At 72.5% G+C, this 22,558-nt stretch carries 16 protein-coding genes; 8 read left to right on the forward strand and 8 right to left on the reverse strand.

What is annotated here, in order from left to right; translation table 11 throughout:
* The first annotated feature begins 33 nt into the window (after positions 1-33).
* From ACIOD2_RS31960 to ACIOD2_RS31985, 6 genes are all read left to right on the forward strand, one after another.
* Complete coding sequence (locus tag ACIOD2_RS31960) at positions 34-1,257, forward strand: methyltransferase domain-containing protein (protein ID WP_400546391.1); 1,224 nt, start codon at positions 34-36, stop codon at positions 1,255-1,257.
* A gap of 207 nt (positions 1,258-1,464) precedes the next feature.
* Positions 1,465-1,893, forward strand: a complete 429-nt coding sequence (locus ACIOD2_RS31965; RefSeq protein WP_400546394.1) for a DoxX family protein — start codon at positions 1,465-1,467, stop codon at positions 1,891-1,893.
* 193 nt (positions 1,894-2,086) lie between these two features.
* On the forward strand, positions 2,087-3,145 hold the full coding sequence (locus ACIOD2_RS31970) for an RNA polymerase subunit sigma-70 (protein ID WP_400546396.1): 1,059 nt from the start codon (positions 2,087-2,089) through the stop codon (positions 3,143-3,145).
* Positions 3,132-3,452: a hypothetical protein gene (locus ACIOD2_RS31975; protein ID WP_400546399.1), complete on the forward strand. Its 321-nt coding sequence runs from the start codon at positions 3,132-3,134 to the stop codon at positions 3,450-3,452. The genes ACIOD2_RS31970 and ACIOD2_RS31975 overlap by 14 nt, the downstream gene beginning before the upstream one ends.
* Positions 3,453-3,559: 107 nt before the next feature.
* On the forward strand, positions 3,560-4,399 hold the full coding sequence (locus ACIOD2_RS31980) for an alpha/beta fold hydrolase (RefSeq protein WP_400546402.1): 840 nt from the start codon (positions 3,560-3,562) through the stop codon (positions 4,397-4,399).
* 102 nt (positions 4,400-4,501) lie between these two features.
* Positions 4,502-5,902, forward strand: a complete 1,401-nt coding sequence (locus tag ACIOD2_RS31985; protein ID WP_400546405.1) for a nucleotide disphospho-sugar-binding domain-containing protein — start codon at positions 4,502-4,504, stop codon at positions 5,900-5,902.
* 198 nt (positions 5,903-6,100) lie between these two features.
* Here the strand turns inward: ACIOD2_RS31985 and ACIOD2_RS31990 are convergent, their stop codons facing one another.
* The 4 genes from ACIOD2_RS31990 to ACIOD2_RS32005 all read right to left on the reverse strand — a co-directional run bounded on the left by ACIOD2_RS31990 (position 6,101) and on the right by ACIOD2_RS32005 (position 15,755).
* Entirely contained in the window at positions 6,101-7,747 is a 1,647-nt protein-coding gene (locus ACIOD2_RS31990) for a (2,3-dihydroxybenzoyl)adenylate synthase (protein ID WP_400546408.1), read from the reverse strand.
* Positions 7,744-12,963, reverse strand: a complete 5,220-nt coding sequence (locus tag ACIOD2_RS31995) for a type I polyketide synthase (protein ID WP_400546411.1) — start codon at positions 12,961-12,963, stop codon at positions 7,744-7,746. The genes ACIOD2_RS31990 and ACIOD2_RS31995 overlap by 4 nt, the downstream gene beginning before the upstream one ends.
* Positions 12,960-14,030, reverse strand: coding sequence for a methyltransferase (locus ACIOD2_RS32000; RefSeq protein WP_400546414.1), 1,071 nt, complete (start codon positions 14,028-14,030; stop codon positions 12,960-12,962). Before ACIOD2_RS32000 ends, ACIOD2_RS31995 begins: the two co-directional genes overlap by 4 nt.
* 216 nt (positions 14,031-14,246) lie before the next feature.
* A complete protein-coding gene (locus tag ACIOD2_RS32005; protein ID WP_400546417.1) occupies positions 14,247-15,755 on the reverse strand; it encodes an MFS transporter in 1,509 nt (502 codons plus the stop codon).
* Between the two features lie 505 nt (positions 15,756-16,260).
* Here ACIOD2_RS32005 and ACIOD2_RS32010 point away from each other — a divergent pair.
* Together ACIOD2_RS32010 and ACIOD2_RS32015 are read left to right on the forward strand one after the other, a co-directional pair.
* Complete coding sequence (locus ACIOD2_RS32010; protein WP_400546420.1) at positions 16,261-17,409, forward strand: nucleotide disphospho-sugar-binding domain-containing protein; 1,149 nt, start codon at positions 16,261-16,263, stop codon at positions 17,407-17,409.
* A gap of 125 nt (positions 17,410-17,534) precedes the next feature.
* The gene (locus ACIOD2_RS32015) at positions 17,535-18,098 is read left to right on the forward strand and encodes a dihydrofolate reductase family protein (RefSeq protein ID WP_400546423.1); all 564 of its coding nucleotides are present in this window, start codon (positions 17,535-17,537) and stop codon (positions 18,096-18,098) included.
* Positions 18,099-18,122: 24 nt separating this feature from the next.
* Here ACIOD2_RS32015 and ACIOD2_RS32020 read toward each other — a convergent pair whose 3' ends face one another.
* The 4 genes from ACIOD2_RS32020 to ACIOD2_RS32035 form a co-directional block, all read right to left on the reverse strand.
* Complete coding sequence (locus tag ACIOD2_RS32020; protein ID WP_400546426.1) at positions 18,123-19,412, reverse strand: PLP-dependent aminotransferase family protein; 1,290 nt, start codon at positions 19,410-19,412, stop codon at positions 18,123-18,125.
* Positions 19,405-20,079, reverse strand: a complete 675-nt coding sequence (locus tag ACIOD2_RS32025; RefSeq protein ID WP_400546429.1) for a glutamate racemase — start codon at positions 20,077-20,079, stop codon at positions 19,405-19,407. The genes ACIOD2_RS32020 and ACIOD2_RS32025 overlap by 8 nt, the downstream gene beginning before the upstream one ends.
* A gap of 77 nt (positions 20,080-20,156) precedes the next feature.
* Entirely contained in the window at positions 20,157-21,560 is a 1,404-nt protein-coding gene (locus ACIOD2_RS32030; protein WP_400546432.1) for an FAD-binding oxidoreductase, read from the reverse strand.
* Positions 21,561-21,742: 182 nt separating this feature from the next.
* Entirely contained in the window at positions 21,743-22,558 is an 816-nt protein-coding gene (locus tag ACIOD2_RS32035) for an SAM-dependent methyltransferase (protein WP_400546435.1), read from the reverse strand.

Raw genomic sequence — 22,558 nt, forward strand, 5'->3', positions numbered from 1 at the left:
GCCGGGCGGTCGCGACAGGACAGTGAGGGAGTTATGGAAACTACCACTTGCCGGGTGTGCGACGGCGCGGTGAGCGAATTCGTCGACCTGGGCGACCAGCCGACGGCCAACGGCTTCCTGCTGCCCGAGGAGGTGTCCGCGGAGTTCCGGTTCCGGCTCGCGGTCGGCGCCTGCGAGGGCTGCGGCCTGGTGCAGCTGGTCACCGTGGTGCCGCAGGAGTTCCGCTACCACGCGGGCTACCGCTACCACGCGTCCGGCTCGGTGAGCCACCGCGAGCACTTCGCGGCCGACGCGCGGCACTTCCTCGAGGCGGAGCTGACCGGCCCGGACCCGTTCATCGTCGAGATCGGCTGCAACGACGGCGTCATGCTCGGCACCATCGCCGCCGCCGGTGTCCGCCACCTCGGCGTGGAGCCGTCCGGCAACGTCGCGGACATCGCGCGGGAGAAGGGCATCCAGGTGCTGTCCGCCTTCTTCGACGAGGACTGCGCGGCCCGGGTGCACGCCGAGCACGGCCCGGCCGACGTCGTCTTCGGCGCCAACACGATCTGCCACATCGCGCACATCGACTCGGTGTTCCGCGGCCTGGAGACGCTGCTCACCCCGGGCGGGGTGTTCGTGTTCGAGGAGCCCTACCTCGCCACGATCGTCAACGGCATGGCGTTCGACCAGATCTACGACGAGCACGTCTACTACTTCAGCGCCGCCTCGGTGCAGGCGATGGCGAAGACGTTCGGGTTCGAGCTGGTCGACGCGGAGCGCATCGCCATGCACGGCGGCGAAGTGCGCTACACGATCGCCCGCCCGGGTGCGCGGGTGCCGTCCGCGCGGCTGGCGGAGCTGCTGGCCGAGGAGGAGTCGAGCAAGCTCAACGAGCCGGCCACCCTCGCGGAGTTCGGCCGCAACGTCGCGCGCATCCGCGACGACCTGGTCACGCTGCTGCGGCAGCTGCGCGCGGACGGCAAGACGATCGTCGGCTACGGCGCCCCCGGCAAGAGCTCGACGGTCACCACCTACTGCGGGATCGGCACCGACCTGGTGCCGTTTGTCTGCGACTCGACACCCGGCAAGCAGGGCCGCCTGCTGCCCGGCTCGCACCTGCCGGTCCGGCCGCCCGCCGACTTCGCCGGCCCGTACCCGGACTACGCGCTGCTGTTCGCCTGGAACCACGCCGAGGAGATCATGGCGAAGGAGCAGGCGTTCCGCGACGGCGGCGGGAAGTGGATCCGCTACGTGCCCGAGGTCGAGGTGATCTGAGGCACGAAAGCACGCGGGGCCGTCACCGGAGGAATCCGGTGGCGGCCCTTTTTTGCGGCCAGGTCAGGCCGCTGACCAGGCATTTTGTCCCGCTGGGCGGATCTTTCGAGGTTTCCGGGGCGATCACCGATGATTTTTTCCCATCCCGGCCGTCGTACTGGGTAGAGGCTGGCGAACACGCCGGACGACGGAGACGAGGAGACCACGATGACCGAACAGAAGCTCGCCACGCGCCGGGCCCCGGCCGAGACGGCCCAGCGTCCGGGCAAGGTGTGGAACATCGTGCTGTGGGTGCTGCAGATCGCCGTGGCGGCGGAGTTCGTCCTGGCCGGCATCGCCAAGGTCACCGGCAACCCGCAGATGGTCGACATGTTCGCCGAGATCGGCGCCGGCCAGTGGTTCCGGGTGGTGACCGGCCTGCTGGAGCTGGCGGGCGCGGTGGGCCTGCTGATCCCGGCGCTGAGCGGCCTGGCCGGGCTCGGCCTGGCGGCGCTGTCGATCGGCGCGACGATCACGAACGTCTTCGTCCTGCACACCGACACCACGATCACCGTCGTGCTGTTCGTGGTCGCGGCCGTGATCGCCTGGGGCCGCCGCGGGCGCACCGCGGACCTGGTGAACCGGTTCAAGCGCTGAGGGCACCGGGGCGGTCGTCCCGTCGCCGCCGCCGTCGGCGGGACGACCGCCCGGAGGCCGGTTCTCCGAACGTGCTCAGTCGGCGCGGAAACCGCTCCGCACGGGGGATGACGGCCGAATTGCGGTCCCGGGCGCCGTATCGTCGTGCAGGCGCCGCCCAAGTCGTTCACCTGGTTCGAGCACGGAGGATTTCATGAGCACACCGGGAACTCGGCTGGACGAGGAGGACCACACCCTGGTCGCCGCCGCCCTGGCGGGCGACCGTGAGGCCTTCGGCGGGTTCGTCGAACGCTACCGGGCGGCCCTGCAGGTGCACTGCTACCGGATGCTCGGCTCGTTCGACGACGCCGAGGACATGGTGCAGGAGACGTTCCTCCGGGCGTGGAACAAGCGGACCACGTTCGAGCGCCGCTCGGCGTTCCGCTCCTGGCTGTACCGCATCGCGACCAACGCGTGCCTCGACCACCTCGACCGGCGCGCGCGCCAGCCGGTGCCGCACGACCTCGGTCCCGGCGCCGAGGCGGCGACGTCGCCGAGCGAGCTGCCGTGGCTCCAGCCGGTGCCCGACCGGCTGCTGGACGCGGTGAGCTCGAGCGAGGGCGACCCGCAGGCGGCCGTGGTCGACAAGGAGACGATCGAGCTCGCGTTCCTCACCGCCATCCAGTACCTGCCGCCGCGGCAGCGCGCCGTGCTGGTGATGCGCGACGTGCTGGGCTGGCCGGCCAAGGACACGGCCGAGCTGCTGGGGATGTCCGTCCCGTCGGCCAACAGCGGGCTGCAGCGGGCCCGCGCCGCGCTCAAGGAGCACCTGCCGGCGCGGCGCATGGAGTGGGCGCCGGACACCGACCCGACCGAGGCGGAACGCGCGCTGCTGCAGCAGTACATGGCCGCCCACGAAAAGGTCGACCTGGACGCGATCACCGAGCTGCTCTGCGCCGACGCGCGGCTGACGATGCCGCCGCTCCCGGTGCTCTACGACGGCCGGGAGACCATCGTGGCCTTCGCCGGTGAGACGCTCGGCGAAGGCCGGTACGGCGCGTTCCGGCTGGTGCCGACCCGGGCCAACCGGCAGCCCGCGTGCGCGAAGTACGTGTGCCGGCCCGGGGACGACGAGTTCCGCGCGCACTCGCTCGACGTGCTGGGCGTCGCGGACGGGAGGGTCGCGGAGATCACCACGTTCCAGCCGGACGTGTTCCCCGCCTTCGGCCTGCCGCCGTTGTTGTCAGTGGGCGCAAGAGATGCCGGACGATGAGCACGGCCCGCTTCCCCTGCTCGACGGGGCGCTGTCGGCGAGCTTCCACCGCGAGGAGGTCGTCGTCCCGCCGGACCCGCCGCGCGTCCTCGACGGTGCGGAGTGGCCCGGCGGGCTGATCGTGGTCGAGCGCGGGGTCATCGAGGTGACGGCCCCGGACGGCGCCACCGCCCGGTTCGGCCCGGGTTCGGTGCTGGCCTTCGCCCGGACGGGGGCGGCGGCGATCCGCGGCTGCGACGGGGAAGCGGCGGTGCTGGTGGTGGTGACCCGGTGGTGGCCGGTGCAGCGGGTCACCGACGTCCCCTGACCGTCCGAAGTGGACACGCCGGACTGGGCTCACGAGGAGATGCGGCGCGCGGCGCCCGCCGGGGACACTCGTGGGGACCACCGGATCATCCACGATGGGGGCGACGGTTGAGTGCGACGTGTGACCGGTTGCGCGTGCCGGGCGCGAGCCTGTACTTCGAGGTGCGCGGCACCGGCCCGGCGCTGCTGCTGATCCCGACCGGCAACGGTGACGGCGGCCCGTACACCCCGCTGGCGGAGGCCCTGGCCGACCGGCACACCGTGATCACCTACGACAAGCGGGCCTATTCGCGCAGCCCGCTCGACGCCCCCGACGACGGCACGGACCGGGTGGGGGCCGACGTCGAGGACGCGCGTGCGCTCATCGAGCACGCGGCGGGCGGCCGGGCGGACGTGCTGGGCGGCAGCTCGGGCGCGATCGTGGCCCTGGAGCTGCTCGCGCGGCACCCCCGGTGCGTCGCCACGTCGGTCGTGCACGAGCCGCCGCTGGCCTCGGTGCTGCCGGACGCCGAGGAGTGGCTGGCGTTCTACGCGAACCTCTACGCGACCTACCAGGACGCCGGCCCGGTGGTCGCGATGGGGATCTTCCGCGAGCGGATGGGCATGCGGGGCACGACGAAACCCCCGGACGACGCGCAGCTCCCGCCGGACGAGCTGGCCGACATGCTGGCGCGCATCCGTTCGAACCACACGCAGTGGTTCGAACGGGAGGTGCGCGACTACCCGGCGGTCGTCCCGGACGTCGAGGCGCTGCGGGCGGTCGCCGGCCAGCTCGTCCTGGGCGGCGGCGACACCTCCCGCGACGACTTCCCGTACCAGCCGAACCGGGTGCTCTCGGCCCGCATCGGTGTCCCGATCACCCACTTCCCCGGCGGGCACGTCGGGTTCGTGACCCAGCCGGGGGAGTTCGCCGATGCCCTGTCCGCCCTGCTCACCGTCCGCCGTTGAAGTGAACCCGCACTAGCGGAGATGCGTCGCGTCGCGGGCGGGCGCTGAGATGGAGCCTGCCCCCGGCGAGCCGGGCAAACCCGCCACCAGAAGGAGATTCCCATGCGCGTCCTGTTTGCCTGCTACCCGGCGCACGCGCACCTGTTACCGCTCGTCACCACCGCGTGGGGGCTGCAGAGCGCGGGTCACGACGTGCGCGTCGCGTCCTTCCACGGCCTCTCGAGCACGATCTCGGCCGCCGGCCTGATCCCGGTGCCGCTCGGTGACCCGGACGCGATCGAGGCCCGCTTCCTGCCGGACGCCGGGCTGCCGAGCGGCACCGACGAGATCGACCGCTACGCGAAGGCGCTCGCCATCGAGCCGCACGAGCGGGACGCGTGGGACGTGTTCTTCCAGTACATGCTGCTGCCGTGCGGCGACTACCTGCGCGACGACCGGCCGGAGGCCGCCCACCTCGTGGAGTTCGCCCGCACGTGGCAGCCGGACCTGGTGATCTACGACCCGACGTTCCCGATCGCCGCCATCGCGGCGAAGGCGTGCGGCGCGGCGCAGGCCCGGTTCCTGCTCGGCCCGGACATCTACGCGTGGAGCCTCGACCGGCTCGCCGCCTACCGGCAGCAGGTGCTCGACGCCGGCCTCGAGGAGAACCCGCTCGGGGCGATGATCGCGCCGGTGGCCGAGCGCCTGGGCGTCGAGATGGGCGACGACCTGCTGTACGGGCACTTCTCGCTGGACGCGGTGTCACCCGGCCTGCGGATGCCGACGAGCGCCAAGACGGTCCCGGTCCGCTACGTGCCCTTCGCCGGCTCGGCCGAGCTGCCCGCCTGGGCCTACACCGCGCCGGAGCGGCCCCGGGTCGCGGTCTCGCTCGGGGTGTCCACCCGGCAGGCGTTCACCGGCTCGCACGTGCGGGACGAGGCCGATCGGCTCGAGAACGCGCTCACCTTCGACATGAACCCCGAGGTGAGCCGGCTGACCATGCTGATGGAGGCGGTGGCGGACCTGGACATCGAGGTGGTCGCGACGCTGAGCGAAGGCCAGCTGGCCGGCCTCCCGCCGCTGCCCGCCAACGTGCGTGCGGTGCACTACATCGCGTTGCCGCAGCTGCTGGCGACCTGCTCCGCGGTGATCCACCACGGCGGTGTCGGCACCCTCGCCGCGGCGACCGGGGCCGAGGTGCCGCAGCTGATCTTCGACACCGGTGAGGCGGCCCGCGTCGTGGTCACCGTCGGGGAAGACGGCAGTGTCGAGTACGCGATGCCGGACAAGAAGGTCGAGGCCACCTGGGTGTCCTCGTTCGTCATCGACCGGGGCGCGGGAGAGCGGCTGAACCACAAGACCCAGACGGTCGAGGAGATCCGCAAGCTGGTACAGCAGGTCGTGGAGAACCCGTCCTACCGCGAGGGCGCCCGAGCCCTGCACGACGAGTGGCTGGCCACCCCGGGCCCGAACGACATCGTCCCGACGCTGGAGGTCCTCGCGGCCCACCACCGCACCCGCTGACGTCCGAACCCACCGCGGCGCACCGGCTTCGGCCGGGGCGCCGCTGTCGTTGCGCGGCGTTGTCCGTGAAGGCCACCTTGAGGGACTCAGAGTCCCTCAAGGTGGCCTTCACGGAGGTGGGGCACGGAAGCCTGCTCGCCGTGCCGCACCACGAAAACGGGCCCGGCGCTGCAGCGCCGGGCCCGTATCTCCCTGCTCTCACACCATTGTGCGCAGGACCTTCTTGTCCGCCTTGCCGACCGCCGTGTGCGGGAAGGCGTCCAGCACCACCAAGCGCTCCGGTAGCTTGAACGCCGCCAAGCCGCGGGCGGTGAGCGTGGCGCACAGTTCCTCGAGAGTCAGCGTGTGGCCCGCGTGCAGGCGGGCGAACAGGCAGACCCGCTCGCCCAGCGCCGGGTCGGGCATGGCCACCGCGGCGGCCTCCGCCACCGCGGGCAGCTCCTGGGCCAGGGTTTCGACCTCGGCGGCGGAGATCTTCTCGCCGCCGCGGTTGATCAGGTCCTTCACGCGGCCGCACACGACCACGTTGCCCGCCGGCGTGAGGCGCACCAGGTCGCCCGTGCGGAACCAGCCGTCCGGGGTGAACGACTGCCGGTTGACCTCCGGCACGCCGAAGTAGCCGCGCGGGGTGTACGGGCCGCGGGTGAGCAGTTCGCCCACCTCGCCGGGGGCCACCGGCTCGCCGTCCGGGTCGACCAGGAGCAGCTCGTCGAACGGGCTGATCGGCCGGCCCTGCGTGCCGTGCGCCTCCTCGTCGGCGGCGTCCGGGGCGGTGTAGCAGACCAGGCCCTCCGCCATCCCGTACACCTGCTGCACCCGGCAGCCCAGCGCCGGCCCGATGCGGGCGGCGACCTCCGGCGCGAGCACCGACCCGCCGACGTGCACGTGCCGCAGGCTGCCGAGGTCCCGGGTGCTCGCCGCCGCCGCTTCCATCCACTTGAGCACGACCGCCGGGACGGCCGACGTCACGGTGACGCCCTCCGCCTCGATCGCCTCGAACACCGGCTCCGGGCGCGGGGACGGCAGCAGGACGGCCCGGCCGCCGGCGTGCAGCGCGCCCAGGATGCCCGGGTTGGCGAGCGGGAAGTTGTGCCCGGCCGGGAGCACCGTCAGGTACACGGTGTCCGGGTCGAACCCGCACGCGGACGCGCACCGGCGGATGTTGTACTCGTAGTCGTCGTGGGTGCGGCCGATCACCTTGGGCACGCCCGTCGTCCCGCCGGAGAGCAGGAACACCGCGACGTCGGAGGCGGCCGGCGCGTGCTCGTCCAGCCACTGCCGGCGTGCCTCCGGATCGCCGGACTGCTTGATCAGGCCCCGGACGTCGACGTTGCCCGCCCGCACCTCGTCGCCGACCACCAGCACCCGCGCCGGCCCGGGCAGCGTCGCCGCGACCCGCTCCGCGAGGTCCTGGTGGTCGTAGCCCTTCAGGGTGTCCGGCACGATCAGGGCCTTCGCCCGCACGTGCGCGCCGATGGAGGCCAGCTCGTGCTCGCGGTGCGGCGGCAGCATCATCACCGGCGCCACCCCCAGCCGGAAGCAGGCGAGCGTGACGACCACGAACTCCCACTGGTTCGGCAGCTGCACGAGGACCGTGTCGCCGCGGCCCAGCCCGCTTTCCGCGAGCCCGGCGGCCAGGCCGTCGGCCCGCTCGGCCAGTTCGCGGTAGGTGAGCCGGACCGCACCGTCCACAATGGCCACCCGGTCCGGACGGCGCCGCGCCCAGTCCCAAAGGTACGACCCGAGCGGGCGGCCGCGCCAGCAGCCGGCCGCGCGGTAGGCGTACCCCAGGTCCGCGGGCCACGGCACCACCCGCTCGAGGATGTCGTCGCCGGATCCGCTCACGCCGCCTGCTCCAGTTCCGCCGGGGTGAGCCGCTCGGCGAGCAGCTCGACCACCGCCTCGACGGTCGGCCGGTCCCAGAAGAGGGTCGACGGGAGCTGCAGGCCGAACCGCCGCTCGAGGCCGCGCCGGATCCGCACGGTCATCACCGAGTCCAGGCCCATCTCGACCAGCGGACGGCGCGGGTCGACCTCGGCGGCCGGCAGCTGCGTCTCCGCCGAAACCTGGGCGCGGATCTCGCCGGTCAGCACGGCCACCAGCTCCGGACCGGTCAGCCCGGCCCACGGCTCGTCCTGCTCCGGCTCGCCGCCGGAGTCCGGCGTCGTGTCCTCGGGCAGCGCCGAGAGCACGGGCAGCCGGAGGTCACCCGGCCCCAGCGGGACCGTGCGCAGCACGGCCGCGTACCCGAGGTCGTGCTGCTCGACCACCTCCCACGCGGCGAACGCGTCGGCGAGGGCGATGTCCGCGGTGCCGCGGGCGGCCAGCTCGACGTCGATGATCGCCGACGAGGTGGACATGCCGAGGCCACGCCACGACGTCCAGCCGAAGCTGGTCGCCCCGCGGTCACCGGCGGCGCGCCGGTGCGCGGCGAGCGCGTCGAGGAACGCGTTGGCCGCCGCGTAGCTGGCCTGGCCCGGCAGCCCGAGCAGGTAGCCGCTGGAGGAGAACAGCGCGAAGAAGTCCACGCTGCCCGGCGGGAACAGCTTGTGCAGGGTCAGCCCGCCGTCCACCTTGGGACGCAGCACCGTGCGCAGCGACTCCTCGTCGAGGGTGCGCAGCGCGCGGTTGTCCAGCACCCCGGCCGCGTGCACGACACCGCGGAACGGCGGCAGCCCGAGCGCGGCCGGCGAGAGCAGGCGCGCGGCCTCGTCGTGGTCGGCGATGTCCACCGCGACCGCGACGACGGTGACCCCGAGCCGCTCCAGCGAGCGCACGGCCTCGAGCCGCGCCACCGTCTCCGGGTCGGTCTCGGTGTCCCAGGTGTCCCGCGGCGGCAGCCCGTGGCGGCCGGCGAGCACGATGCGCCGCGCTCCCCGGTCGGCCAGCCACTGCGCGACCCGCAGGCCGAGCACGCCGAGCCCGCCGGTGACCAGGTAGGTGCCGTCCGGCTGGCAGCCGCGCAGGCGTCCCGACGGCTCGCCGTCGAGGGCCAGCAGGCGGGGGACCAGCGGCTCGCCGTCGTGGATCGCGACGACGTCCTCGCCGCGGACGGTCCGCAGCACGTCGAGTAGCGCCGGGACGTCCTCGGGCGAGTCGCCGACGTCGACGACGCCGCCCCAGATCTCGGGGTGCTCGCCGCCGATGATCCGCCCGACGCCCCACGCGGAGGCGTGCGCCAGCGCGGCTTCGTCCACGCCGTGCCGCACGCCCTGCGTGACGCACCACAACCGGGACTGGCCCGAGGCCAGCCGCTGGGCGGTGGCGGCGAGCAGCCACGACGTCCCGGTGGCCGCCGCACCCGCCGTCCCCGGCCGGGCCCGGCCGGGCACGACGAGGACGTCGTGCCCGCCGGACAGTTCGTCTTCGGTCAGCTCGTCCGGGTCGGCGACGACCCGGAACGGCACCGCCGCGCCGGCGAGCCGCTCGGTGAGCCGGCCGATCAGCGCGCTGTCCGGCCCGACCAGCACGGCCGCCCGGCGTTCCGCCGGTTCGGTCCGGTCCGCGGGCTGCCAGCCGAGCGGGTGGACCAGCTCGCGCGGGTTGACGCCGGTGCCCGAGTCGGCGGACGGCGCGCCGTCCAGCACGCCGTAGCGCAGCCCGGCCAGCCGGCCGGCCAGGACGCCGTCCGGGCCGGTGATCTCGACGTCGACGGTGAGGTCGCCGGTCTGCCGCACGGTGATCGTGGCCCGCGCGGGCGGGGTGTCGCCGAGCGAGACCCGCTGGATGTGCGCGGGCATGCGCAGGATCGGCGGCCCGGTGAACACGACCGACGCGGTCGAGAGGGCCGCGTCGAGCACCGAGGCCCAGGTGTTGCGCAGGGTCCCGGGTTCGGGCTCGGCCTGGACGGTGGCCACGAGCGTGCCCTCGCCGCGGTGGATCTCTTCGACGACCCACGGGAAGCCCATGGCGGCGACGCCGAGGGAGGCCAGCCGGTCGATGACGAACCCGGCCGGGAGCCGTTCGGCGGCCTCCGCGGGTGCCTCGGCGGCCGAGTCGGTGCGCGGCTCGATCGTGGCCGTGGTGTGGGTGGCCCAGCCGCTGTCGGCACCGCCGGCGCTCTCCTCCGCGGACGCGCCCTTGCGGGTCAGCCTGCTGGACAGCCGGATCGCCCCGTCCTGCAGCACCACCTGCAGGTCACGCGAGCTGGAGACACTCACCGGGACGCGCAGGGACACCTCGGCCAGGTCCGACCACGGGCCGACGGAGGCCGCCGCCGTGGCGAAGGTGTTCAGCAGGACGGCCGCGGGGATGATCTCCACGTTCCGCACCGGGTGGCTGCCGGGGTAGGGCCGCGAATCGCGGTCGAGCCGGGTCGCCCAGACGTGCGCGGGGGTCGTGCCGCGCACGACGGTCCGCCCGCCGAGCAGCGTGTGACCGGCGACGTCGTGGTGCTCGGACACCGACGTCGGCGCCTCGGGCTCCTCGGCCCAGTGCGGCTTGTGCTGCCACGCGTACGTCGGCAGGTCGGCGACGCCGCCGCCGGGCCACAGGGCCCGCCAGTCGACCTCCGCGCCGTTGCCGTAGAGCTGGCCGAGGTTGGTCAGCATCGTTTCGCGTTCCGGCTTGGCCCGCCGCAGGGTGTGGGTGACGAACCCGTCGGTGATGCCGAGCCCGTCGAACGTCTCGTTGATCGAGTGCTCGACCACCGGGTGCGGCGACACCTCGAGGAACAGCCGGTAGCCGTCCTGCAGCGCGGCGGTCAGCGCCTGGACGAACCGCACCTGGTTGCGCAGGTTGGCGGCCCAGTACGCGCCGTCGCGCGTGGTCTCCGCACGCGGGTCGGTCAGCGCGGTGCTGTAGAGCGGGAGCACGGCCGGCCGGGGTTCGAGGTCGCCCGCGGCCGCGGCCAGCTCGTCGAGCAGCGGGTCCATGTGCGCGCTGTGGAAGGCGACGTCCGAGTCGACCAGCCGCCCGCCCGTGCCTTCGGCCCGCAGCTGGTCGGCGAACTCCTGGATCGCCGTGACGTCACCGGAAACCACGGTCGACGTCGTCGCCGCGGCGACCGCGACGGCGAGGTCGGTGCGCCCGGCGAGCCGGGTTTCGGCGTCCTCGGGCGGCAGCGCCACCATGACCATGCCGCCCTGGCCCGCGACCCGGCGCAGCAGCACCGAGCGGCGGCAGGCCAGCCTGGCACCGTCCTCCAGCGAGAACACGCCGGCGGTGACCGCGGCGGCGATCTCGCCGACCGAGTGCCCGATCACCGCGGCCGGGCGCAGGCCCCGCGCGCGCCAGGTCTCGGCCAGGGCCACCTGCATCGCGAAGATCATCGGCTGGATCACGTCGACCGGCTGCCGCGCGTCGGAGCGCACGGTGGCCCGCGGGGACACGCCCAGCTCGTCCACGAAGATCGGTTCCAGCCGGTCGAACACCTCGGTGAAGACGGGATCGGTGTCCAGCAGCTCCCGGCCCATCCCGATCCACTGCGAGCCGTGGCCGGAGAACACCCAGACGACACCGGCGGCCGCGGCCGGGCCGGCGACCGAGTCCGGACCCGAGACGGCGACCTCGCCGAGCCGGTTGACCAGGTCGGTGCGGTCCGCGGCGAACACCGTGGCCCGGTGCGGCAGGTGCGGCCGGCGCACGGCGAGGGTGTGCCCGACGTCGGTCAGGTCGACGTCGCGGTGCCCGGTCAGCCAGCCGACGAGCCGGCCCGCGTTCTTCCGCAGCGCTTCGGGACTGGCGCCGGACAACGGGAACAGGGCGGGCCCGCAGTCCTCTGTGGACGGCAGAGCGTCCTGGGTGCCCGCCTCCTCCAGGATGACGTGCGCGATCGTGCCGCCGTAGCCGTACCCGGACACTCCGGCCCGGCGCGGTCCGGCCGACTCCGGGAACGGGGTCTTGCCGGTCACGACGCGCAGGCGCGCTTCTTCCCAGGGGATGGCCGGGTTGGGCTCGGTGCAGTTCAGGCTGGGCGGGATCTCGGCGTGCTGCAGGGCCAGCACGGCCTTGATGACGCCGGCGACACCGGCCCCCGCCTCGAGGTGGCCGATGTTGGGCTTGACCGAGCCGATCAGGCAGGGCTCGTCGACGGGACGGCCCTTGCCGAACACCGACGCCATCGCCGCGGCCTCGAGCGGGTCGCCCGCGCGGGTCCCGGTGCCGTGCGCCTCGACGTAGCCGACGGTCGCCGGGTCGATCCCCGCGGCCTCGTACGCGCGGCGCATCAGGTGCGCCTGCGCGTCACCGCTCGGGGCCATGATGCCGTTCGTCCGGCCGTCCTGGTGCACGGCGCTGCCGCGCAGCACCGCGAGCACCTGGTCACCGTCGCGCTCGGCGTCGGAAAGCCGCTTGAGCACGACGATGCCGCCGCCCTCGCCGCGGCCGTACCCGTCGGCGGTGGCGTCGAACGACTTGCAGCGCCCGTCGGGGGAGGTGGCCCCGGCCGCGTCCAGGACGAGCGAGAGTCCGGGCGCGGCCATGATCAGCACGCCGCCGGCCAGCGCCACCGGGCACTCCCCGGCGCGCAGGGCCTGGGCCGCCAGGTGGATCGACACCAGCGAAGACGAGCACGCCGTGTCCACCACGGCACTCGGCCCGCGCAGGTCCAGCGCGTAGGAGACCCGGTTGGCCACCGCGCAGAACGAGCTGCCGATGCCGGTCCACGCCTCGATCCGCGGCAGGTCCTCCAGGAGCCGGCGGCCGTAGTCGTCGGCGCCGACGCCCATGAAGACACCGGTGTCGGTGCCGGCGAGCGAGCGCGGCGGGATGCCCGCGTGCTCCAGCGCCTCCCAGGCCAGTTCCAGCACGATGCGCTGCTGCGGGTCCATCAGCGCGGCTTCACGCGGGGTCAGGTCGAAGAAGTCCGCGTCGAAACCCTTGATGTCGTCCAGGAAGGCGCCGGACTTGGTGACGTCGCGCAGAGCGGCCGCGTGCCCGCCGCTCTGCCGCGCGTACCACGCCCAGCGCTCTTCCGGGACCTCGCCGATCGCGTCCCGGCCGTCGCGGAGCAGGCGCCAGAACTTCTCCGGAGAGTCGACGCCGCCGGCGAAGCGGCAGGCCATCCCGACGATGGCGATCGGCTCCGGGGTGTCCCGGGACTGCTCGAGCCGCTCGGTCATCGACCCACCTGGCCTGGCGCGTCCTTGTGGGCGACGACGAGCGCGTGGCTGAAGCCCATGTCCTGGTGCAGGTCGACGCGGGAGAAACCGGCGTCGAGCGCGGCGCGCTCCATGTCACCGGGGGTGTAGGTCATGCCCTCGCCGGAGGCGAGCGTGAGGAAGTAGGGCGAGACCAGCCCGGCGGCCATCGACCCGGTGCCCTCCTCGTTGCTGACCCAGTTGTAGACCAGGCACGTCCCGCCCTCGGGCAGCGCGTCGTAGCACCGGCGCAGCAGCGCGGTGTTGCGCTCCAGGGACCAGATTTCGAAGATGTGGAACACGAAGATCGCGTCCGCGCCCTCGGGGTAGCGGTCGTGGAGGATGTCGCCCGGGTGGAAGTGCACGCGCTTGCGGACGTCCGGGTCCTCGATCCGGTCGGCGGCCAGGCGCGTCACGCTCTCCTGGTCCATCACCGTCACCTCGAGCTCGGGGTAGCGCTTGGCCAGCTCCACGGAGTTGGCGCCGTCGCCGCCGGCGATGTCGATGGCGTGGCGGATGTGGGAGAAGTCGTACTTCTCGAGGATCTGCTCGAACGCCCGCCGCGAGGCGTCACCCATGTTGTCGTAGAACACCTTCTGCAGGTCCGGGGTCGCGGTGAGACGCTCGTAGAGCGTGTCGCCCGGGCCCTCGAGCCGGCGCAGGCCGACGTTCGTGTTCTGCCGCAGGGCTTCCGCGAAGTCGACCATCGTGGCGTTGATGATCTTCGCCTGGATGTCGACGAGCGGGCCGAGGAACCGCTCGCCCTCGCGCAGGAGCTTGCGCTCGACCATCTTGCTGTTGACGTACTTGTCACCGCTCTTCTCGAGCAGCAGCAACGAGGCGAGCCCGAGCAGGAGGATCCGCGCCGGCTGCCGCTCGATGCCGAGTGCCGCCGCCGTCTCGTCCACGTCCAGGCCACCCGCGGTGTCGAGCTTCTCGAACAGCTCGAACTCCAGCGCGGTGCGCAGCAACTCGAACGCGGTGGTGCCGTGGACCAGGATCCGCAAGTAGTCGGCTTCAGAGATCGTGACCTTGCGACTGTCCGCCATGATTCCTCCGCTGGGTTCACCGAAGTCGCATCCGGATGCGACACACCTGCCGTCCATCGTGTACCGCCGGCATGTGCCCGCTCGCCTCCTTTCATGCGATCCACCGACGGGAAAGCGCTTCCGGCAAGGCGGAAAACGAGCCCGGCGACGAGCCGGAAACGACGAGTGGCCCCACCGAACGGTGGGGCCACTCGTCGTTGTGCGGTGGTGCCGGGATCAGACCGCGGGGCTCGACACCTGGTCGCCCTGCTCGCCCGCGGGCACCTCTTCCGGCGGCGCCTCGCCGCCGCCGTGCCCGCCCAGCGGCGCGATCGACCGCAGCGTGGCGTACGTCAGCACGGCCAGTGCGAGGAACGCGACCGCGCAGACCGTCGCCGTCAGCGAGACCGACGAGTTGAACACGTCCCGGGCGCTGGTCAGCAGGGTGTTCGCCACATCGCCGGGAACCTTCGCGGACGCGACGAACGCGCCCGCGATGCTCTCGTGCGCCTGGCCTGCCACATCCGCCGGGACGTTCGCCGGCACGGTGACCTTGGACTGGTACACGGCCGCGGCGAGGCTGCCGAGCGTCGCGATGCCCAGTGCCACACCGAGCTCACCGCCGGTGGAGGCCAGCGAGGCCGCCGAGCCCGCCCGCTCCGGCGGTGACGCCCGCATCACCAGCTGGCTGATCAGCGGGCCGGCCGGGCTCACCCCGAAGAACACGATGCTCAGCCCGATGATCAGGGTGCCGATCCCGCCGACGCTGAGCTGCGTGAGCACCACCATGCCGATGGCGGCGATGATCGTGCCACCCATCAGGATGAAGGCCGGCCGGATCTTCGCCGACAGGTTCGTCACGATCTGGATGCCGACCACCAGCGCGAACGACGGCACCAGCATCCACAACCCGGCCGCCAGCGGGGACAGGCTGTCGACCAGCTGCATGTGCTGGGTGAGCAGGAAGGCCGAGCCGCCCTGGACCGACGAGACCAGCAGGCTCAGGATCAGCGCGCCGCTCACCGCGGGGATCGCGAACAGCCGGATGTCGAGCAGCGGGCTGGCGAGCCCGCGCTGGCGCAGGACGAACACGACGCCGAAGACCACGCCGGCGACCACCGCGACGACCGGCCAGACGCCGAAGCCGGACCGGGCCAGCTCCTTCAGGCCGTAGATGAACGGCAGGATCGCCGCCAGCGACAGCGCGACGCTGAAGAGGTCCACGCGTCCCGCGTGCGGGTTCTTGGATTCCGGCAGCAGCCCCGGACCGGCCACCAGCAACAGGATCATGACCGGCACGCCGATCAGGAACACCGAGCCCCACCAGAAGGAGTTGAGCAGGGCGCCACCGATCACCGGGCCCAGCGCCAGGCCGGCCATCATCGAGGTGGACCACACCCCGATCGCCGCCATCATCTGCTTGGGGTTCGGGAACATGTTCATGATCAGCGCCAGTGTCGATGGCATGATCGTCGCTCCCGCGACGCCCATCAGAGCCCGGGCGATGATGAGCATCTCGGTGTTCTGCGAGTAGGCCGCGACGATGGACAGGATCCCGAACGCCGCGGCACCGATGAGCAGCAACCGGCGCCTGCCGATCCGGTCACCCAGTGTCCCCATGGTGACGAGGAAGCCCGCGATCAGGAAGCCGTAGATGTCCGTGATCCACAGCTGTTCCATACCGCTCGCGTGGAGGTCTTCGCTCAGCTTGGGTACGGCCAGGTACAGCACACCATTGTCGAGCATCGTCAACATGGTGGGCAGCGCGAGCACCGCAAGCCCAATCCATTCCCGCCGTCCAGCCAGCGGCGGAGCCTGTGCGCCAGTCACGTTTCTTGTCCTCTCGTCAACGACCACTGCGTTGGTTCAGTGCTCTGCCGGATGCCCGCTTCGGATGCCGCTTGTGCGACGGAGCGCGTCCATTCTCGTGGAGAGCTCCGGTTCGCGCCATCTTCTGGAATGCGCTGTTCGGCCGATCGGAAGGATCGGGTGCGCGGCTTCGAAGATGTCCGCGGCAGGCGGCGCGCCGGCATTCACGCCGGAATTCGCGTCGTGCGGGCGTCGGTCACCATGTCCTCCTGTCAAGAGGGGGTTTCCTGCACGTCACCCGACCATCCCGCCGCGGCGGGACGGCCGCATCTCCGGCGTTGCGAGAACGCAGCAGCCGCGGAGAGGTGCCGGCACGCGGCCGGACGCTAGGGTCCGACGCGGGACAATGGCTTCGTGCCGGCACCGGACGGGGGAGACACGGATGCGGATACTGTTCACGTCGGTGGCCCTGTGCGGGCATTTCTACCCGCTCGTCCCGCTGGCGTGGACCTTCCGCGGGCTCGGCCACGAGGTGCTGGTGGCGGTCGCGGACGACTTCGTCCCCGAGGTGCTGCGCGCCGGGCTCCCGTCCGTCTCATGTGGACCCGCGGCGGACTTCGCGGGGTTCGCGGCCGAGGGCGCGACGGAGGAACTGGCGGCGCGGCGGTACGGCAACGGACGGGTGTTCGGCCGCAACGCGGCACGCAACCTGCCCGGCCTGCTGTCCATCGTGGAGTCGTGGCGGCCGGACCTGGTGCTCAGCGAGCGGGCGGAGGCGGCCGGTCCGGTGGCCGCCTCGGTGTCCGGGGTGCCTTCGGTCGAGCTGCAGTGGGGGATTCCGCTGCTGGGTGAGTACCGCGCCGCGGCGGAGGACGAGCTCGGGCCGCACCTCGCCCGGCTCGGCATGCCGGCGGTGCCGCGGCCCGCCACGGTGCTCAATCCGTGGCCGCCCAGCATGCGCCAGGCACACGCCGTCACCCAGCGCAGGATGCGCAACGTGCCCTACGACGGCCAGGCCCGGGTGCCCGGCTGGGTGTGGCAGCCGAGGAGCCGGCCGCGGATCTGCCTCACGCTCGGCACCGTGCTGCCCCGGCTCGGCCTCGACGGGATGTCGGAGATCGTCATCCCGATGCTGCACGCGCTCGCCCGGCTCGACGTGGACGTGGTGGTGGCGGTCGAGGACGCGGTCGCCGCCGGCTGGCCCCCGTTGCCTGCCGTGGCCACCCACGTCGGCCGGATGCCCCTTTCGCACGTGCTCCGCGCCTGCGACGTCGCCATCCACCACGGTGGCCAGGGCACCGCGCTGACGGCACTCGGTGCGGGAAAGCCGCAGCTGGTGCTGCCGGTGTTCGACGACCAGCTGGACAACGCCGCGGCGGTGGTGGCGGCGGGTGCCGGCCTGCGCCTGCCACCGGGTGAGGTCGACCCGGGTACGGTGGCGGACCGGTGCGCGGAACTGCTCGGGCAGCAGGCGTTCCGGCAGGCCGCGGCGGGAATCGCCGCCGAGATCGAAACCCAGCCGTCCCTGGCCGACGTGGCCGGCGACCTGACGGCACTGGCCGAGGCCGCCCGCAGGCCGAACGCCGCTTGAGCGGCCGCCGGAATACGGTTGTTTTCCTTCGGAACGGCATCCTCGAAGGTGTGGCGTGCCGGTTTCCCATTACCCTCTGAGCGAACGCGATCAGTGCGGTATTCGATGCGAAAGGACGCGGAGTCTTGGGAGACGTTGTTGTCGATATCACGGTGTCCTTGGACGGTTTCATCGCCACGCCGGATGATGATGTGACGCGCCTTCACCGGTGGGCGCTCGCGGACGAGAGCTCCGAGGACGGGTACACCGACGAGGCACGGGAACTGTTCAAAGCCGACGAGTTCGGCGCGGTCGTCGCCGGCCGGCGCACGTTCGACCTGTCGAAGGGATGGGATGGAAATCCGCCGATCCCGGCTCCTTACGTCATCCTTTCGCACGACGTTCCGGAAAAGGTCGAGACCGGCGAGTGGTCGAGGTTCGTGTTCGTTTCCGAGGGCATCGAAGCCGCGATGGCCAAGGCGCAGGAGATCGCCGACGGCCGCGCGGTGGCGGTGATGGGTGGCGCCGACGTCATCCAGCAGAGTCTCAAGGCGGGTCTGGTCGACGTCGTGTCGTTGCACGTCGTGCCGGTCCTGCTCGGCTCGGGAATCCGGTTGTTCGACCACCTCGACGGCCAGCAGGAGCTCGAGCTCGTCAGCACGTCGAAGGGCCCTGAGACCTTCCGGATGCACTACCGGGTCGCGAAGTAGCCGTAGCCGGCGGGTGGCGGCGCCTCAGGCGTTCTCGGTGACGAGCCGGGCCAGCCGCCGCACGCCTTCCGCGATCTGCTCCGCTTCGAGGTAGCTGCAGGACAGCCGGATCGCGCGGTGGCCGCCATCGGAGTAGAAGAAGCTCATCGGGGTCCACAGGACCCCGAACTGCTCCGCCGAGAGTTCGAGCAGCTTCTCGTCGGCCTGGAACGGCACGTCCACGACCGCGAAGAAACCACCGCTCGGCACGTTCCACCGGATGCCCCGCGCGTCGCGGTCCGGCTGCGGGAAGTGCGTCTCCAGCGCGGAAAGCAGGGTGCGCAGGTTGTTCCGGTAGAACTCGATCTTGTCACGGTTCGCGGTGCGCAGGCTGCAGTCCGACTCGACGAGCACACCGCCGATGACGGCCTGCGAGATCGGCGAGGTGTTCACCGTCAGCATGCTCTTGACCGCCGACATCTCGTCGGCGAGCAGGGTGCGCCGGCCTTCCTCGTCGACCACGGTCTGGTCGGCGACGAGGAAGCCGACGCGGGCGCCGGGGAAGCACGACTTCGCGAACGAGCCGAGGTAGATCACGCGGCCTTCGGTGTCCAGCGACTTCAGCGTCGGGCGCGGCTCGTCGTCCAGGCCGAACAGGCCGTACGGGTCGTCCTCGAGCAGCAGCAGGTCCTGCTCGGCCGCGACCTCGAGCAGCCGGTGACGCGTCGCCAGCGGCAGCGAAACACCCGACGGGTTCGAGAAGTTCGGCACGACGTAGAGCGCGCGCGGCCGCTTGCCCGCCGCCCGGACCCGCCGCGCGACCTCGGCGACGGTCTCCGGGTCGACCCCGCCGGCCGCCTCGGGCACGGGCACCGCCTCCACACCGAGGATCCGGGCCGCGCCGGTCAGCCCCACGTAGCAGGGCTCGACGGTGAGGACGACGTCGTCCGGACCCGGGCACAGCGCGCGCAGGGTGATGACCATGGCCTCCTGGCAGCCCGAGGTGACCATCACCGCGTCCGCCGGCACGGTGATGCCCTCGTCGACCTCGAGCATCCGGGCGATGAGTTCGCCGAGCTGGCCGTTGGTGCGCCCGTACTGCAGCAGCAGCCCGCGTACCTGCTCCTCGCCCAGCCCGCGGCTGCGCAGGTGGTCCACATAGGACTGCTGGTACCGGCCGACGTCGCCGGCCGAGTAGAAGCCGTCGTAGGGCCTGCCCGCGGCCAGCGAGATCGCGCCGGGGTAGCGGCCGGCGACCTCGTTGAGGAAGTTCATCGACGTCGCCACCGGGTCGGAGACCGAGACGTGCAGGTCGGCGCGGGGCAGTTCAAGCATGGTTCTCCGATCCGGTGGCGGCCAGCGTGGTCAGCTCGACGAGGCGGCTGCCGACGTCGAAGACGGGCAGGTCGCAGGCGGCGGTGACGAACGGCAGGACGGTCGTGAAGTGCGTGCAGGCGAGGACGACGGCGTCGAGCCCGAGTCGTTCGGCGAGGCGCAGCGTGGTCGGCAGGTGTGAGGCGGCGAAGGCCGCTTCGGGGTCACCGGCCTCGATCCCGCGCACCAGCGCGGGATCCGACACACCGAGCATCCGGTGACCGGGCGCGGTCCGCCACGCGGTGCGCTCGACCCCGAGGACGGCCTGCGCGTTCCCGGTGACGACCAGCGACGAGCCCAGCTTCGGCAGCAGCTCGCGGTACACGGTGACCGGCGAGATCACCGGCAGGGCCGCGTCGTCGTGGTCGACCACCGCGGACAGCGAGTTGCAGAACAGCATCGCCAGGTCGGTGCCGCCGGCGCGCAGCTCGGCCAGGCACCGGTGGAACGCGGCCGCCAGCCCGGCGGGATCCTGGTACTGCAACGCGTCCTGCTCGTCCGGCGACACCGCCATGGCGTGCGGCCGCGCGGGCAGCCCCGCCCCGCGCAACAGCTCGGCGCCGAGCCCGGAGTCGTACGGCGTCCCGGCGATGACGGCCACCGCGGGACTTCGGCCATCCACCAGCATCGCGTCTCCGTCCGCGTGAGCGTTCTCGCTCCCGATGCTCCCAAGCGCGGCGGGCGGCGCCGTCTCCTCGTGTGCGGTCAGTCCGGCGCGATCACCTTGCCGGGGTTGAGGATCCCGGCCGGGTCGAGCGCGGTCTTGAGCGCCCGGTGCACCCGCAGGCCGACCGGGCCGAGCTCGCGGGCCAGCCAGTCCCGCTTGAGCAGGCCGACGCCGTGCTCGCCGGTGCAGGTGCCGCCGAGGTCCAGGCCCAGCCGCATGATCTCGTCGAACACCAGCCGCCCACGCTCCACACTGGACGGATCGGCGCGGTCCACCACGATGACCGGGTGGAGGTTGCCGTCACCGGCGTGCCCGACCACGCCGACGAGGACGCCGTGGCGGGCGGCGATCTCCTCGACGCCGGTCACGAGGTCGACGATCCGCGACCGCGGCACCGCGACGTCGTCCACGATGAGACTGCCGCGCCCCTCCGGGAACGCCTGCACCGCAAGCTGTTCCATCGCCGGGTGGGCGAGCCGGCGGGCGGCGGTCAGTGCCTCGGCCTCGACCGCGTCGCCCGCGACGTACAGCTCGCTCGCGCCGGCCTCGCGGCAGCACTCGGCGATCCGGTCGAGGTCGGCGCCGGCGCGATCGCCGGTGTCGGTGGCGATCAGCAGCATCGCCGCGGCCCCGGTGTCCAGGCCCATCGGCCGGTACGCCTCGATCGCCCGCAAGTGCGTGCGGTCGAGCAGCTCCAGCATGCTCGGCACGTGGCCGGCGGCCGTCACCGAGGACACGGCCTGCCCGGCGGCCGCCACCGTCGGGTACACCGCCACCAGGGTCCGGGTCTCGTGGGGCGCGGGCCGGAGCCGGACGGTGATCTCGGTGATGATCCCGAGGGTGCCCTCCGCGCCGACGAACAGCCGCGTCAGGTCGTAGCCGGCGACGCCCTTCACGGTCCGCCGGCCGCAGCGCAGGATCTCGCCGTCGGCGAGCACGACCTCCATGCCGAGCACGTACTCGCCGGTGACGCCGTACTTGACGCAGCACATCCCGCCCGCGTCGGTCGAGACGTTGCCGCCGATCGTCGAGGTCTCCCAGGAGCCCGGGTCCGGCGGGTAGGCGAGGCCCTCCTTGGCGGCGGCCCGGCGCAGCTCGGCGTTGACCACGCCCGGCTGCACGACGGCGATCCGCTCCGCCGGGTCGATCTCGAGGATGCGGTTCAACCCGGTCAGCGACACGACCAGGGCACCGTCGACCGCGTTGGCCGCGCCGGCGAGCCCGGTCCGCGCCCCCTGGGGGACGACGGGCACCCCGTGCGCGGCGGCCACCCGGACGGCGGCGGCGACCTCCGCGGTGTCCCGCGGGCGCAGCACGGCGAGCGGCGTGCCGGCGTCGCAGAGGTCGGCCTCGTCACGGCGGTGGGCGGTGAGCAGGTCCGGGTCGGTGAGCACCCGGTCGGCGGGCAGAACCGCCCGCAGGTCGTCGACTGGTGATCCCATGGGTCAACGCTAACGAACGACCTCGGCGCGCCTCCACCTCTCGGCGCAACTCCGCAGGGAACGTGCCGCCGGGAACAGCGACGGCCGGGTGCGCGGAACGCACCCGGCCATGTCGGAGAAGTCCTTGGTGCGCAAGGGGTTGTCGCGCATCTCGTTGCCATCCGCCGTGCTCGCGCGGGGTACTACTTCTTCCTGGCGCAGAGGATCAGGTAGCTCACGTCCTCCGGGCCCAGGTGGAACCCGTTCTGCATGCCCTGCCGGATGTCGGCGGTCAGCTCCGCGCCGAACTCCTCGCTGAGGCGGCCGCTCATCTCGTCGTGGTGCTCGAGGTAACGCCTGCCGCTGTTCACGTAGACGCGGCGGCCGCACTGGACCTGCTCCTCGACCACGAAACCCGCGGTCTCGAACTCCTGCACCCAGGCCTCGGCCGTCATGGGCTCGCGGGCCTGGGGGAACGGCTTCTTCGCCTGGGAGGCCGTCGACGTCTTGATCATCTCGGAGAAGGCGACGCACCCGCCGGGCCGGAGCACGCGGTGGAACTCCAGCAGCGCCTTCCCGAGGTCGAAGGCGTTGAAGAGCGACTCGATCGCGACGATGGCGTCGAAGTGGTTCTCCGGGTGGGACAGGCCGTGGTAGTCGCCGACCTCGAACCGCACCAGGTCGGACACGCCGCTCTCGTCGGCCCGCGCCTGGGCGCGAGCGGCTTCGACCGGGCTGATCGTGATGCCGGTGACCCGGGCGCCGTACTCGCCCGCGATGTGGATCGCCGGTGCGCCGAGGCCGCACCCGGCGTCGAGCAGGTGCTCGCCGCGACGCAGGCCGAGGGTGTCGACGATCTTGCGGGTGAGGCGCTGGGAGGCCTCTTCAAGCGTGGCTTCGTCGCGGTCGTCGTACCAGTAGCCCAGGTGCTGATAGCCGGAGTAGTACTTGTCGGCCATCGGGCTCGAGCCGTCGTAGAACTCGGCGACCTCGGGCGGTGTCCAGCTCAATTCGCTCAC

The sequence above is a fragment of the Amycolatopsis sp. NPDC088138 genome, assembly GCF_044741685.1.
In the GTDB taxonomy this organism is placed as follows: domain Bacteria; phylum Actinomycetota; class Actinomycetes; order Mycobacteriales; family Pseudonocardiaceae; genus Amycolatopsis.